Below are 15,005 nucleotides of genomic sequence, written 5' to 3'. Positions count from 1 at the left end.
GAGAAGGCGCGGCAGGCCGGTCCGCCGCCGTTCGTGCCGGGACTGTACGGCACTGAACGGAACGGAATGGCCTGGTGGCTCAGATGTTGCTGTCTGGAAACGATGCCTTGCGTTGGGCAATGAAGGCAAGCAGGGCCTCGTCGAGGGCCGGATCGAGCTCCGGGCCGCTGTATTCGGCGAGCTGTGTCTTCCAGATGCGGTTGGCCCGTCGGGCAGCGTCGAGTTCGCCGTCAGATAGCCACTGCTCGAAGGAATTGTTGTCGGCGATCTGCGAACGGAAGAAGGCGGATTCGAAATTGCGCTGGGTATGGGCGGCACCCAGGAAATGTCCGCCCGGCCCGACCTCGCGGAGGGCATCCATCGCCAGCGCTTCCTCGGACAGGTCGATTCCCCTGGCCAGGACGTGCATCATGCCGAGTTGGTCGGCATCGAGAATGAACTTTTCGTAGGAGGAGCACAGCCCGCCTTCCAGCCAGCCGGCTGCATGAAGCGCGAAATTGACGCCCGACAAAAGCGTTGCGGTGATCGTCTGCGCCGATTCCTGTGCCGACTGCGCATCGGGCAGTTTGGACGCCGTGAAGGAGCCGCCGGACCGGAAGGGAAGATTGAGACGCCGGGCGAGCTTGGCGGCACCATTGAGAAGCAGAGTGCCCTCGGGGCTGCCGAAGGTCGGCGCTCCCGACTGCATGGAAATGGAACTGACGAAGGCGCCGAACACGACCGGCGCGCCGGGCCGGACAAGCTGTGTCAGGGCGCAGCCAGCCAAGGCCTCGGCCAGTACCTGCGCCAGCGTGCCCGCGACCGTGACCGGGCTCATGGCGCCGGCCAGAATGAACGGCGAGACGATACAGGCCTGGTTGGCTGCGGCATAGACTTTCAAGGCGCCGAGCATCGTGGCGTCGAATACGAGCGGCGAGTTGGCGTTGATGAGCTGGATCATGACGCAATTGCGGTCGACGAACTCCTCGCCGAAGACGATCTGCGCCATCCTAACCGAGTCGCGGGCACGTTCCGGCGCCGTGACCGACCCCATGAAGGGTTTGTCGGAATACCTGATATGGGCATAGACCATATCGAAATGGCGCTTGTTGACCGGCAGGTCGACCGGTTCGCACACCGTCCCGCCGGAGTGGTGCATCCACGGCGACAGGTAGGACAGTTTCACGAAATTGCGGAAGTCCTCGATCGTGCCGTAGCGCCGGCCCTTGTCGAGGTCGGTCACGAAGGGTGGGCCGTAGACGGGGGCAAAGACGAGATTGTTGCCGCCGATCACTACGTTTCGGGCGGGATTGCGGGCATGCTGGACGAACTGCGCCGGCGCGGTCCTGACGATCTCCTTCAGCAGCCCCTTGGGAAAGCGGACCCGTTCGCCGTCGACATCGGCTCCGGCATTCTTCCAGATGTCCAGCACTTCCGTGTCGTCCCGGAACTCGAGTCCGATTTCCTGCAGGATCGTGTCGGCCTGCACCTCGATCAGGTCCGCACCCTCGTCGCTGAGGACGTCATAGATCGGGATGCCCCGGGTGATGTAGGGCAAGCCGAGGCCGAGACCGCCGGCCGTCCGCTGCTCGCGCCGGGCGGAACGGCCACGCCGGACGGTGCGGCTGGAATCGTCTGACATTGGAAGCCTCTTCGTGCGGACTGCGGGAGCATTGACCGCGATACTGCGTCAGCCCGGACCGTTGACGCGTTTCGTTTGCGTCCTGGCGTTTCTCAAAACCGTCATCGGCTTTCCGCCGCGGGCCTTCGCCATGGCGGGTTGACGACACTGGATGTCGGGAGCCCGCATCCTGTGACGCTGCTCTCTTTCTAGGGTTGGGACGTTCCAGCGTCGGCGCAGCCGGCGGCGTGACCGGTGAGCTGTTGGGGGAGACGTGGGATGAAATCGACCGTGCGCGTTGTCGTCATTGGCGGTGGTGTCGTTGGCACCGGAACGCTCTACCACCTGGTGACGAAGGGTTGGTCCGATGTCGTTCTGATCGAACGTAAGGAGCTGACCTCCGGCTCGACCTGGCACGCGGCCGGGCTGCTGCCGCTCTTTAACATGAGCTATTCGGTCGGCCAGATCCACAAATACTCGGTCGCCCTCTACAACCGGCTCGAAGAGGAAACCGGCCAGAACGTTGGCCTGCGCCTCGTCTCCAACATCCGTCTCGCCCGCACGAAGGACCGGTGGGACGAGTTCATGTATTACGCAGGCGTCGCCGAGACCATCGGCGTGAAGGTCAACAAGCTGACGCCGGACCAGGTCAAGGAGATCTGGCCGCTGTGCGAGACGGACGGCATCCTCGGCGCGATCCAGCACCCCGATGACGGTTATGTCCAGCCGGCCGATCTGACGCAGGCCTTTGCCAAGGGCGCGCGTGCAGGCGGGGCGCAGATCTACCGCAACACTACCGTCACCGGCATTCACCAGAAACCGGGCGGCGAATGGGTCGTGACCACCGACAAGGGCGAGATCACGGCCGAGCACGTGGTCTCCGCCACCGGGAACTTTGCCCGCAGGACCGGCGCCATGGTCGGTCTCGACGTCCCCGTCATTCCGGTCGAGCACCAGTACATCGTCACCGAGCCGCATCCGGCCATCGTCGAGCGCCACAGGCAGGGCCTGCCCGAGATGGGCGTGCTGCGCGAGGCGGACAGTTCCTGGTACATGCGCGAGGAAAACGGCGGCCTCATCCTCGGGCCCTACGAGAAGGGCGCGCCCTGCTGCTACATGGAGGGCCCCTCCGATGACAGCGAATACGAGCTGTTCCAGGAAGACATGGACCGGCTGATGCCGCATATCGAGACGGCGATTGCCCGCGTTCCGGTCTTCGGCGAGGTTGGCGTCAAGAAGGTCTACAACGGCGCCATCGCCTACACGCCGGACGGATCGCCGATTATCGGCCCGGCGCCGGGCCTGAAGAATTTCTGGCTCAACGAGGGGCACTCCTTCGGCGTGACTGCGGCCGGCGGCGCCGGCTGGCAGCTGGCGGAATGGATCGTCGAGGGCGAGCCCTCCATCGACATGATGGGCGTCGATCCCCGCCGCTTCGGCCCCTATGCCACCCGTGGCTACCTCAAGACCAAGAACGAGGAAGCCTATGCCAATGTCTTCACGGTCCACTATCCCGATGAGGAACGGCCCGCCGCGCGCCCGCTGAAGACCTCGCCCTGCTATTCCCGCCTCAAGGCGCTGGGTGCGGTGTTCGGCTCGGTCTATGGCTGGGAGCGCGCCAACTGGTTCGCCCCTGCCGGCTATGCTCTCACGGAAGAGGAACTGGACCGGCCAGACGTGCTGCTCAACGAGAACCATTCGCCCGCGCTGGAGGATGGCCGCATCGTCGAGAAATACTCCTTCCGCCGCTCCAACTATTTCGAGCATGTCGGCAACGAGTGCCGCAATGTCACCGAGAGTGTCGGCGTCCTCGACATGACCGCCTTCGCCAAGATGGACGTTTCCGGCCCCGGCGCCCGTGCCTGGCTGGAAAGCATTCTCGCCAATTCCATCCCGAAGAAGCAGGGCCGCATAGCGCTTTGCCACATGCTGACCAAGTCTGGCGGCGTGCGGGCCGAGTTCACGGTCTATGAGTGGAAGCCGGGTGCCTTCTATCTGGTCTCCGCCGGCGCCTTCGAGCGGCACGACCACGATTACCTCAACAAGATGCTGCCCGCTGATGGTTCCGTTACGCTCCGGCCCATCACCCAGCAGTATGGCGTGCTGGTGCTCGCCGGTCCCCGCTCGCGCGAGGTGCTGGCCAAGCTCACGGACACGGACCTGTCGAACAAGGTCTTCCCCTGGCTCAGTGGCAAGGAGATCAGCGTCGCCAACGCCAACGCCACCGCCCATGCGCTGCGCGTCAACTTCGTTGGCGAACTGGGCTGGGAGCTGCACCACCCGATCGAAATGCAGAACGCCATCTTCGACGCCCTGATGGAAGCGGGAGCCGAGTTCGGCATCAAGCCCTTCGGCATCCGCGCCATGGTGTCGATGGCGCTAGAGAAGTCCTACCGCCTGATCCCGCGTGAAATGTCCATCGAGTACAACGCCTATGAATCCGGCCTCGACCGTTTCGTGAAGCCGGAAAAGGGCGAGTTCCTCGGCCGCGAGGGCGTGCTGGCGGGCAAGGACAAGGGCCTGCGCTGGAACTTCGTCACGCTGGAAGTGCTGGGCGTGACTGATGCCGATGCGCGCGGCAGCGAGGCGATCCATAAGGACGACGTTCTCGTCGGCCGCGCCACCTCCGGCGGCTACGGCTGGCGGGTGGGCAAGAGCCTCGCGCTCGCCATGGTCCGCCCCGATCTCGCCGCTCTCGGTACCGAACTCGACATCACCATCTTGGGCAAGCCGCACAAGGCCGTCGTCATCGCCGAGTCCCCCTTCGACCCGGACAACGCCCGCCTCCGGGCCTGACCGGCACGCTCCGGCCCTTTCGGTCGGAGCTTCGGCCGGAGCCGCCCGGGAGCCGCCCCGGAGGCGCCTTGCCCTCGCTAGAGGCTGCGCAGGTAGGGCAGGAAGCCGTCCAGGAACCGTGTCGTCGCCGGCATGAAATGGCTGCCGTGGTGGTACATCGGGTCGAGCGCTGTGATCATCATGCAGCCCGGCGTGCTGACGTGGTCCTCGTAGAGCACGGAGCCGCGTCCGGCCACGTCGATCAGCGACACGGCCCCGTCCGGCACGTCGAAGTGGCCGTGGTGATGCCAGGTCGCGTCCGCGAGCGTGATGTGGCCGAACAGCGGATGGTCGGGGGTCGCGACCTCGAGGCCGAGGCTGCCGCCTTCCTTCCACCACCAGAAATTCGTCGGCGTGTCGTGCCAGACGACATTTGGCAGCCAGGCCGGCTGGCCGGTCGAGCCCATGGCGACCACGGTTCCGCCGCCATCGAGGAAGCGGCGGAACTGGTCCTTGCGCGGGATCAGCACGTAAGGGTCGGTCCGGCAGGACACGAGCACGATGTCGAAGGCCGCCAGATCGGTCCGCTCGAGGTCACGGACATAGACGATCTCGTCGAAAAAGGCCCGGTAGCGGGGCTCGTGAAGCGAACGGTGATGATAGTAGGTGCCGCTGTCGAGCGCTGCGATCGTGGCCATGTCCTAATGCTCCCGTCCGGCCGCCCAGCGGCACAACTGCGGCACGATCCGTGCGGTCGTGTCGCTCGATCCGGCGTACATCCATAGGTCGTTTCCCGCGTGCATCAGGATCCGCCCGCCTTGCGGCCGGTGGTAGACCCAGTCGCAGGGGGCCCGATCGGGTCCGAGGCCATGCAGGGCGACCGCTCCCTCCGGCATCGGATTATGGCCGCGGGCGTAGAAACCGGCGACGCCGCGCCGGAGGGTCAGGTGCTGCGGATCCACGCCCTCGAAGACGGGATGATCGGCGAGCCGATGTACCTGCAACGTGTCGAGGGTCACGCGATCCAGCACCTGGAAGGGCCTGAATTCCGGCAGCATCGGCCAGGCGACATGACCGTTGAAGACCAGGGTTCCGCCTGCGTTCAGGAAGGTGGTGATCTTGCCGGTCAGGGTGCCGAAGAACCTCTGGTCGAGATGGGCGGGCACCAGGAGGGCGCGATAGGCGCCAAGATCGGCAGTCTCCAGATCGTAGTGGTCGATCTGGTCGAGGTCGTCGACGAAGCCGGAAATGTCCGGCAGGTCGCTTCCGGCGCCCTTGATCGGTTTGAGGAAAAGACACGAGGCCACGGCAATCTCCGGCAAGGTTGCGGGACGGCCGGCCCGGCCGTCCCGGGAGCGTCATTTCTTGGTCGCTTCCTTGAAGTTGTAGAAGAAGCCCGACGGGTGGACCCTGTAGCCGTCGAGCGCGGCGCTGGAGGCGGCGACGAACACCTTGTGGACGAGCGGGATGATCGGTGCGTCCGTCTGCAGGATCTGCTGTGCCCGGGCATAGGTGTCCATGGCGTCGGCGCCGGCGTCGAGGGTACGGCCCTTGTCGACCAGGGCATCGAATTCCTCGTTGACCCAGAACTGGTAGTTCAGCCCTGCCTTGGAATGGAACTGTGACTTGAGGTGCAGGTCCGGATGGCCGGTCATTTCCGGCGTCCAGAACACCACGGAGACGTCGTAGTCGCCCTGCTTGACCAGGTCCAGCATGCCCTCCCAGGTGAACATCTGGACCTGCGTCGCGACACCCTGGCCCTGAAGCAGGGTCGCGAGCGTTTCCGTGATCGGGGACATTTCGGCGCGGCTGGAATAGGACAGGATACGCAGGGTCAGCGGCTGGCCGTCCTTCACCCACTTGCCGTCCGTCTTCGCGTATCCGGCCTCGGTCAGAAGGGCTTCGGCGGCTGCAAGGTCGAGCGTGTAGGGCGTCACCGTTTCCGAGACCCAGGGAAAGTCGTCGGGGAAGAACTGCCAGGCCGGCTTGCCGATGCCGTCGAGGGCCGCTTTGACGAGAATGTCCCGGTCCACCATCAGGTTCAGCGCCTGGCGGATGCGGGCATCCTTCAGCACGCTCTTTTCGCCGGCATTGAAGGCACCGTAGTAGAGGCCGGCGCTCGGCTCGACGTAGACCTTGAATGCGGCATCCCTGGACAGGCGCTCCACGTCGGAGGGCAGCAGGTGCTCGACGAAGTCGACCTCGCCGGTCTCCAGCGCCAGGGCGCGCGAGTTGTGGTCGGGGATGTAGCGGTAGACGACCTTTTCCAGCGACGGTGCGGGGCCCCAGTAGCCGTCGAACCGCTCGACGATGGTGCGGTCCTGCTTCTGGTAGTCGACGAAGGCCCAGGGGCCGGTGCCGACCGGCTTCACGAACTTGTCCTCGGCGTCGAAGGACGACCTGGCGTAGATGCCGGTGATCGCATCGGTCAACTGGTTCGGCAGGGCGGCGAAGGGTTCGGTGGTCTCGATCTCGAGTTCCAGCGGTCCCTTGGCATCCATCCGCGCGATGTTGAGCAGGTCGGACGCATAGGGCAGCAGCGCGATTACCCGCTCCAGCGAAAACTTGGCCGCTTCCGCGTCGAAGTCGGAGCCGTCATGGAACTTGACGCCGTCGCGCAGCGTGAAGCGCCAGGTGGTCGGATTGACTCGCTCCCACGACGTCGCAAGGCCGGGGATAAGCTTCATCTGGTAGTCGAGCTTGATCAGCGTGTCGAGGATCTCGCTCTCGTTGAAGAAGCGGCTGCGGCGTGGCGCCATCGACAGCGGCAGGGCTTCCCACATGGTGGCGACGACAAGCGTTCCAGGCTCGCTTGCCGCGACCGGCGGGACCGGTGCGGCGAGCAGGCTGGCGGCAACGGCCGCAACAGCCGCCTTGCGCAGGCGTGAGACGAGGTGGTGCATGCTAACTCCTTGGGTTGAGAAAATTCGTTCGCCCGTGGCGGAGGCGGTCGCCCGTCGCGTCGCCGATCAGGTTGATGGCGATAACGAAGGCCATGATCGTGAAGCCGGGGACCATCACGAGACGTGGGTACTCGCGCAGGTGGCTGCGCGATTCGGCGATCAGCCGTCCCCATTCCGGCGTGCCCGGCTCGACGCCGAGGCCGAGGAAGCTGAGCCCGGCGAAGGACAGGATGACCCACGAAATCGAGTAGGTACCCATGGCAAGCAGCGGGGCGGCGATGTTGGGCAGGAGGTGGCGCCGGATGACGTCGAGGCGCCGGACCCCGAGCGCTTCGGCCGCCATGACGTAGGTCTTGCTGCGCTCGACCATGACGACGTTGCGCACGAGCCGCGCATAATCGGTCCAGTGGACGGCTGCGAGGGCAAGGATCACTGCCTTCAGACCGAGACCCAGGATCCCTGCGATGACGATCGCTATGGCGAGCGCCGGCAGCACCGAAACGCCTTCTGTCAGCCGCATCAGCAGGCGGTCCGGCAGTCCGCCGAAGTAGCCAGAGACGGCGCCAACCAGGATCCCGATTGCTGCGGCGGTAGCGACGACCGACAGGGCGGACAGCGTGGTCAGTTGCGCGCCGTGCAGGAGGCGGGACAGCAGGCACCGTCCCATGGCGTCGGTGCCGAGGGGATAGGTGGCGCTCGGCCCGGCGAGCCGGTTGAGGAAGTCGGCCTGATAGGGATCGTGCGGGGCAACCAGTGGCCCGGCGGCGACCAGCAGGATCAGACCCGAGACCACCCAGAAGGCGAAGCCGGCGGCGGGAAAGGCCGGTCGCGACAGGCGTCGCACGGCTGCGATGGAAAGCGGAGCCGCCATGTCAGACTACGCCCCGCACGCGCGGATCGTAGAGCGTGATCGCATAGTCCACGACGAGGTTGATGAGCACGTAGCTGGCGGCGACGACCAGGAAGCAGGCCTGGATGAGCGGGTAGTCGCGGCTGAGCAGGGAATCGACCAGGAGCCGGCCGATGCCCGGCCAGGCAAACAGGGTTTCGACGATGATCATGCCGTCGAACACCCGGGCGAACTGTAGGCCGGTCAGGGTCAGGACGGCGGGAAACACGTTCGGCGCGGCATGGAACAACAGGACCCGCCGATCGCTCAGCCCCTTTGACCTGGCGGTGCGGACATAGGGTTGCGACAGTTCCTCCAGCAGGCAGCCGCGCACATAGCGGGCCAGCACACCGCTGATCGACGTGCCGATGACGAGGGTCGGCAGCACGGCATGGGCCCAGGTGCCGTGCCCTGTGCTCGGAAGCCATCCGAGCGTGAGGGAAAACAGCAGCGCCAGCATCAGCGCGTACCAGAAGTTGGGGATCGACATCCCGACGACGGCGAGCGTCGCGAAGGTCCGGTCGAGCAGGCTGCCGGGGTAGAAGGCGCACAGGGCGCCCACAGGCAGGGAAATGACAAGGCCGGTTCCGAGTGCGAGGAGCGCCAGGGTCAGGGACTTGCCGAGCCGCAGCGTCACGTCCTCCAGCACCGGGTCGCCGGTGACGAAAGACGTGCCAAGATCCCCCTGCGCGACACGCCAGAGCCAGTCGAGATACTGCACGGGAAGCGGTGCGTCGAAGCCGTTCTCGGCAGAAAACCGTGCCACCGTTTCGGCGTCGGGAAGCGTGCCGTCCATCTGGGACATCAGCAGCACTTCGGCAAAGTCGCCCGGCATGAGGCGCAGCAGGGCGAAGCCGGCAATCGAGACGGCGAGGATCAACAAGCACGCGTAAATCAGCCGCAGGCCGAGCTGGTGAAGCATGTCCCTGTCTCGATCCGGTTGACGATCAGGCGAAATGCCGGCTGTCGTTCAGTATCCGGCGAAAAACATGAGACTGATACTCATAAAATATCGGTCCGTCCATGGGGTTGCGAAAAACTAGAGGGGGATAGTCAGGAAATACGTAATACCCCTTATGATCGAGGGGTGCGGAACGAGCCTGGCTCCCGGGCGCGGATCGAAGCAGGGACCGCAGGGCGCCGGTCGGCGGTGTCGGTTCACCTGCGCCGCCGGCGCCGGCGACCGTTTGCCTCGCCGTCCTCGCCGGGCAGTCCGGAGGGGGGCGGGAGAACTATCTCCGCACGCAGCCGGTCGAACGGATCGACCTTGTTCGGCAGCGCCATGGCGTTGACGAAATGCTCCTGGAAGCGGGGTTCCAGCGCGGTCTCGATCTTCTCGATGCGGCGCACCGTCTCTTCCACCTCGCGCCGATGCTGGCGGTTCAGCAGGGCCATGCGGGCGCCGGTGCCAGCCGCATTGCCGACCCCGCCGACATGGGCGAGGTCGCAGTCTGGAATGAGGCCGATCACCATGGCATAGCGAGGATCGATGTAGCTGCCGAAGGCGCCGGCGAGGCGGATGCGATCGATGCGGTCGAAGCCGAGCCTGTCCTGCAGCAGCTTCACGCCGGCATAGAGGGCTGCCTTGGCGAGCTGGATCGAGCGGATGTCGGTCTGTGTGACCGAGATCGGAATGCCCTCATCGACAAGGACATAAGAGAAGGTGCGGCCGTTGCGGACGATCCGCGGCGTGCGCTCGGCTAGGGCGCCGTCGATGACCCCGTCCTCGGTGATCAGGCCGCAAAGGAACATCTCCGCCACGACCTCGATGATCCCCGAGCCGCAGATGCCGGTCACGCCGACCTGGTCGATCCTGTCGGCAAATCCGGCCTCGTCCGACCAGTCGTCGACGCCGATCACCTTGAAACGCGGTTCCAGGGTTTCCCGGTCGATCCGGACCCGCTCGATGGCACCGGGGGCGGCACGCTGGCCGCAGGAGATTTCGGCCCCCTCGAACGCCGGACCGGTCGGCGAACTCGCCGCGAGAAGTCGGTCGCGGCTACCCAGGACGATCTCGGCGTTGGTGCCGATGTCGACCAGAAGGGTGATCTCGTCGGAGGCGTACGGAGCTTCGGAGAGCGTCGCGGCGGCGGCGTCGGCACCGACATGGCCGGCGATGCAGGGCAGCATGTAGACCCGGCCGCCCAGGCTGATGTCGAGGTCGAGGTCGCGCGTCGGCAACACGAAGGCGTCCGAAACGGCCAGCGCGAAGGGCGCGCCGCCGAGTTCGGTCGGGTCAATGCCGAGAAACAGATGATGCATCACCGGATTGCCGACGAAGGCCGCGTCCAGCACGTCGCTCCGCTGCGCGTCGACGTCGCCGACCAGCTTGCCGATCAGCGCATTGATGGCGTCGCGGACCACGCGGGTGAGCTCGGGCAGGCGCGACGGGTTCATCTGGACATAGGACACACGCGACATCAGGTCTTCGCCGAAGCGGATCTGCGGGTTGGAGGTGCCGGCGGAGGCGACCGTCCGCCCGCTGGCAAGGTCGCACAGATGGGCCGCGATGGTGGTCGAGCCGATATCGACCGCAAGGCCGTAGAGCGGCTTCGGACCGCCGGGCCACAGGTCGATCAGAACGGGCGCGCTGGCGTCCCGATAGACGGCGGCGGTCACCGTCCAGCCGCCCTTGCGCAGGATCGCCTGGACGCGTGGCAGGAGCGGCGGATCGATGCTCAGGTCGGCGAGGCCGGCCGCTGCGGCGACGGCCTCCCGCAGCCGGTCAGCGTCGCCGCGCGGTGTTTCCATGTCGGGCTCCGCCACGCTGACGGTCCATTGCGACACCGCAGGGTCGGGGTCGATCCGCCGCGCCTCCGCGCGCTTGCGCACGATCTGCCGGTTGGTCTGCGCCTCGCTCGGCACGTCGACGACGAGATCCCCGAGGATCCGCGCCTGGCAGCCGAGACGCCGTCTGTCGGCAAGAGGCCGCAAGGCGGCGTAGCGCGCTTCCGCGTCGCTCGCCGGTGCCAGATGATCGGCCGCGCTGGTGAGACCCTCCTTGGCGAAGGTGCCTTCGCAGACGGAGATCTGGCAGCGTCCGCAGATGCCGCGGCCGCCGCAGACGGATTCAACGTAGACCCCGAGTGCACGTGCGGCATCGAGGACCGGCGTGCCGATCGCGAAACTGCCCCGCCGGCCGCTCGGCTGGAAGATGACGCGCGCCTGTCCGCTGTCGGCCATGGGCACTCCGGTCAGCCGGTGATCTGACGCCGCCGTGCCTCGCGCCCGCCGCGCCGGCGCGCGCCGGAAACCGACACGTCGGCGGGGACAGGCGCACCGGCTGCAGCCGGCACGTGGTCGCGATAGGCCATGATCCAGTCCTGGCAATTGGCATCGTGTCCGGCCAGCACGTTGGCGGCGCGGACCATTTCCATTTCCTGCGGCCGGCACGGGTTCATGATCGCGCTGGTCATGCCGGAGGCGATCACCATCGGGATGAAGGCGGCGTTGATGCCGTGCCGGTGCGGCAGCCCGAAGGAGATGTTGGACAGGCCGCAGGTCGTGTTGACCTTCAGTTCCTCGCGCAGGCGGCGGAGCAGGCGGAACACCTGCTGGCCAGCGCTGCCCATGGCGCCGATCGGCATGACCAGCGGATCGACGACGATGTCGCAGGCCGGAATGCCGTAATCGGCGGCGCGTTCGACGATCTTCTTCGCCACGGCGAAGCGCACGTCGGGATCCTCGGAAATGCCGGTCTCGTCGTTGGAGATCGCCACCACCGGCACGTTGTATTTCTTGACCAGCGGCAGGATCGCCTCGAGCTTCTCCTCCTCGCCGGTGACCGAATTGACCAGCGGCCGGCCCTTGGCGACCTGCAGTCCAGCCTCGATGGCGGCGGTCACCGAGGAGTCGATCGACAGCGGAACGTCAACGAGATTCTGAACGATTTCAAGGGTCTGGACGAGGAGTGGCGGCTCCGTCCGGTTTGGGTCGACCGCCGTCACGCCGGCGTTGACGTCGAGCATGGTGGCGCCCGCCGCGACCTGGGCGAGGGCATCCCTGATCACCGTGTCGAAATTGCCCTCGATCATCTCGGCGGCCAGCTTCTTGCGTCCGGTCGGGTTGATGCGCTCGCCGATGACGCAGAACGGCTGGTCGAAGCCGATGACGATCTCTTTCGTGGCCGATGCGACGACGGTCCGGGTCATTGCGCTACCTCTTGAATTTCAACGGGTTTCCTGGCCGGCTGAAAGGACCAGGAGCCGCGTTCGACGAGCCAGGCGGAGGTCTTGGCGACGCCGCCGAACGGATAGACGTGGATCTGCGCGATCTGGGTCGCCGGCATGGACAGGACCCTTGCCTCCAGCGGTGCGACCATCGCTTCGGGATCGTAGCCGGACAGCATCGAAACCACGGCACCGCCGCGTTTCTTTAGGAAGTTCAATGAGTTCTCGATTCCGGCGAAGGCCGCGTACTTGACCAGCGTGGTCATTTTCGCCGGACCGGCGACGCCGACATGGACCGGGAAGCGGTTGCCCCAGGCGACCAGCTCGTCGAGCCAGACGGCGATCCGGTGCGGATCGAAGCCGAACTGCGTGACGATGTGGAAAGCGGCATCGCTGTTCGTTGCAAATTCATGTTTCTTCAGGAGAAATTCGCGGATCACCGGAGTTGGGATGTCGGGCGCGCCATCCGGGTGGCCGGCGACGGCGATGCGGGCGATGCCGAGTCGGTCGAACAGGCCGGTCTGGAGCAGGGCGAGAGACGAGGCGAGCGGGCCGGGGCGGTCGGTCTCGCCGGCGATCGCCAGCACCTCGGTGACGCCGGCCTCCAGCACCAGCCGCTTTATCCGTCGTTCGAAGGCGGCAAGGCTCGGGTAGCGGCGCGCCGCCATGTGGGGGACGGCGACGAGGCCGGCGTCGCGCAATCCCCGCGCGGCCGCAACGATCTGGTCCTCGCTCGCCGTGCCGAGATCGGTCAGGTAGACACGGGTCCCGGCCGGGATCGCGTCGAGGACTTCGGGCTTTTCCAGCACCTGGCGCGGCGACACCTCGGTGGAGGCGGCAAGCCGCCCAAGCGCGTTCAGACGGCGATCGCTCATGCCTCGACTCCTGAGTTCTCCACCAGCGCCAGCAGGCGGGTGCGAGGATAGGTCGCGACGAGCGCGTTCAGCGCCGCATCGGCCTCCGCCTCGATATCCTCGCCGACCTCGATCGGATCGGCGCGCCGCCACGCGGCGAGATAGGCGTCTTCGTCCTTCCTGCCGGCGCGCATGGCGGCGGCGTCGATGGCCTCCAGGAAGGCTGCCGGAAGTTCGCGGCGGGCGCTTTTCCGCTCCGCCCGGACCAGCACCTGGGCGGGGATATCGCGCCAGTAGACGATGATCTTGTGCGCCATGGAGCGCTCCTTTCGAAGTCCATCTTTGGCCGAATGCGGGTGCTGCGGAGCAGCGGAAGGCGACACGCGAAGGCGGAAATACGACGTTGCCCCAAACGCTCCTGTCCATCCTCTGTCCCTGTCGCGGGTCAGGCCGCCGCGGTCAGGAAATCGCCGAGAAGTCCATAGCCGGTCGAGCGTTTCTCGAACGGCAGGCCGAGTTCCGCAGCTGCCGCCCGCGCCGCCTTGTCCAACGCCGGATCGTCGGTCTGAGCGAGATAGACCAGTCGCGTGTAGTGGGCGAAGTAGACCTCGCGAAGCTCGGGATGGCGGTCGAGGCCAAGCGGCTCGATGACCATGGTGCGGAAGTGCCGGGCGAGGAAATCCGTCAGGTAGAACGAGCCGAGTCGCTCCTCCTCAAGGGCCTGGAACGACTCCGGTCCGGCGAAGAAGGCGTAGCAGTGGGCGCCGGGGATGCGGGAGACGCCTTCCTCGGCCAGGACCCTGTCGAGATATCCGCCGGTGCCGCAGTCGGCATAGGCGACGGCGATGCGGCGGTACTTGTCCCGGTTGGCGCGGATCGTGGCGCGCACGGCGGCGGGGATATCCTGCGGGCTGTTGTGCAGCTGCGCCGGCAGGCAGGCGAGGTCGACATGGTCCAACCCGTTGAGCGCCTTGAGCGCCAGCACCTCGCGCGCCAGCGCGCCGCAGGCGACGACGAGCATGCGGGCGGGGATAAGTCCATCGCCGTGCGAAGGGTCGTCCGCGCTGTCCGCCGGCGCCGCCATGGCCGTCTGCCCCTCAGGCCTTGCCGGCAAGCATGTTGTGGCGCCGCGCGATCAGGTCGCGCGCGGTCTCGACGGCGACGGCCGCGTCGCGGCAATATCCATCTGCGCCAACGGCTTGGCCGAATTCCTCGTTGAGCGGCGCGCCGCCGACCAGGACGATGTAGTCGTCGCGGATACCTTTTTCGACCAGCGCGTCGATGACGACCTTCATGTAGGGCATGGTGGTGGTGAGAAGTGCCGACAGGCCGAGGATATCGGGCTTGTGCTCCTCCAGCGCCGCCAGGTAGTTCTCCACCGGGTTGTTGATGCCGATGTCGATGACCTCGAAGCCGGCGCCCTCCATCATCATCGAGACGAGGTTCTTGCCGATGTCGTGGATGTCGCCCTTGACCGTGCCGATGACCATCTTGCCGACCTTGGGCGCATTGGTCTCGGCCAGCAGCGGGCGCAGGATCGCCATCCCGGCCTTCATCGCGTTGGCCGACAGAAGCACTTCGGGAACAAAGAGAATTCCGTCCCGGAAGTCGATACCGACGATGCGCATGCCCTCGACCAGGGCCTTGGTCAGCACGTCGTAGGGCGTCCAGCCGCGTTCGAGCAGGATGGTTACGCCCTCCTCGATCTCCTCCTTGAGGCCGTCGTAGAGGTCGTCGTGCATCTGTTCGACGAGTTCTTGGTCGGAAAGGGCGCCGAGGTCGATTTCGTCGTCCGCCATGGACTATCCCCATGCA

Annotated in this window: 13 protein-coding genes; 1 reads left to right on the top strand and 12 read right to left on the bottom strand. The window is 66.1% G+C overall.

The window, feature by feature from the left end; genetic code table 11:
- Positions 1-79: 79 nt before the first annotated feature.
- Positions 80-1,621 (bottom strand): trimethylamine methyltransferase family protein, encoded by a 1,542-nt coding sequence (locus SL003B_RS14035; RefSeq protein WP_013653522.1) that lies wholly within the window; start codon positions 1,619-1,621, stop codon positions 80-82.
- 258 nt (positions 1,622-1,879) lie between these two features.
- Between SL003B_RS14035 and SL003B_RS14030 the strand changes: the two genes are divergently transcribed.
- Complete coding sequence (locus SL003B_RS14030; protein WP_013653521.1) at positions 1,880-4,396, top strand: GcvT family protein; 2,517 nt, start codon at positions 1,880-1,882, stop codon at positions 4,394-4,396.
- A gap of 77 nt (positions 4,397-4,473) precedes the next feature.
- On the opposite strand, the gene SL003B_RS14025 is transcribed toward SL003B_RS14030, so the two are convergent.
- The 11 genes from SL003B_RS14025 to SL003B_RS13975 all read right to left on the bottom strand — a co-directional run bounded on the left by SL003B_RS14025 (position 4,474) and on the right by SL003B_RS13975 (position 14,989).
- Positions 4,474-5,073 (bottom strand): hypothetical protein, encoded by a 600-nt coding sequence (locus tag SL003B_RS14025; RefSeq protein ID WP_013653520.1) that lies wholly within the window; start codon positions 5,071-5,073, stop codon positions 4,474-4,476.
- Between the two features lie 3 nt (positions 5,074-5,076).
- Positions 5,077-5,682, bottom strand: coding sequence for a hypothetical protein (locus tag SL003B_RS14020; RefSeq protein ID WP_013653519.1), 606 nt, complete (start codon positions 5,680-5,682; stop codon positions 5,077-5,079).
- Between the two features lie 51 nt (positions 5,683-5,733).
- The gene (locus tag SL003B_RS14015) at positions 5,734-7,278 is read right to left on the bottom strand and encodes an ABC transporter substrate-binding protein (RefSeq protein WP_013653518.1); all 1,545 of its coding nucleotides are present in this window, start codon (positions 7,276-7,278) and stop codon (positions 5,734-5,736) included.
- A gap of 1 nt (position 7,279) precedes the next feature.
- Complete coding sequence (locus tag SL003B_RS14010; RefSeq protein ID WP_013653517.1) at positions 7,280-8,149, bottom strand: ABC transporter permease; 870 nt, start codon at positions 8,147-8,149, stop codon at positions 7,280-7,282.
- 1 nt (position 8,150) lies between these two features.
- Positions 8,151-9,089, bottom strand: a complete 939-nt coding sequence (locus tag SL003B_RS14005) for an ABC transporter permease (protein WP_013653516.1) — start codon at positions 9,087-9,089, stop codon at positions 8,151-8,153.
- Between the two features lie 236 nt (positions 9,090-9,325).
- Positions 9,326-11,350 (bottom strand): ASKHA domain-containing protein, encoded by a 2,025-nt coding sequence (locus tag SL003B_RS14000; RefSeq protein ID WP_013653515.1) that lies wholly within the window; start codon positions 11,348-11,350, stop codon positions 9,326-9,328.
- A gap of 11 nt (positions 11,351-11,361) precedes the next feature.
- Complete coding sequence (locus SL003B_RS13995; protein ID WP_013653514.1) at positions 11,362-12,318, bottom strand: methyltetrahydrofolate cobalamin methyltransferase; 957 nt, start codon at positions 12,316-12,318, stop codon at positions 11,362-11,364.
- Positions 12,315-13,211 (bottom strand): methylenetetrahydrofolate reductase, encoded by an 897-nt coding sequence (locus tag SL003B_RS13990; RefSeq protein ID WP_013653513.1) that lies wholly within the window; start codon positions 13,209-13,211, stop codon positions 12,315-12,317. Before SL003B_RS13990 ends, SL003B_RS13995 begins: the two co-directional genes overlap by 4 nt.
- Positions 13,208-13,507: a virulence factor gene (locus SL003B_RS13985; RefSeq protein ID WP_013653512.1), complete on the bottom strand. Its 300-nt coding sequence runs from the start codon at positions 13,505-13,507 to the stop codon at positions 13,208-13,210. Before SL003B_RS13985 ends, SL003B_RS13990 begins: the two co-directional genes overlap by 4 nt.
- A 128-nt stretch (positions 13,508-13,635) precedes the next feature.
- The gene (locus tag SL003B_RS13980) at positions 13,636-14,274 is read right to left on the bottom strand and encodes a DUF1638 domain-containing protein (RefSeq protein ID WP_013653511.1); all 639 of its coding nucleotides are present in this window, start codon (positions 14,272-14,274) and stop codon (positions 13,636-13,638) included.
- 13 nt (positions 14,275-14,287) lie between these two features.
- Entirely contained in the window at positions 14,288-14,989 is a 702-nt protein-coding gene (locus SL003B_RS13975; RefSeq protein ID WP_013653510.1) for a corrinoid protein, read from the bottom strand.
- Positions 14,990-15,005: the final 16 nt, after the last annotated feature.

Origin of the sequence: Polymorphum gilvum SL003B-26A1, assembly GCF_000192745.1 — a bacterium.
Taxonomy (GTDB): Bacteria; Pseudomonadota; Alphaproteobacteria; order Rhizobiales; family Stappiaceae; genus Polymorphum; species Polymorphum gilvum.
This window is presented reverse-complemented; position numbering and strand designations above follow the sequence as displayed.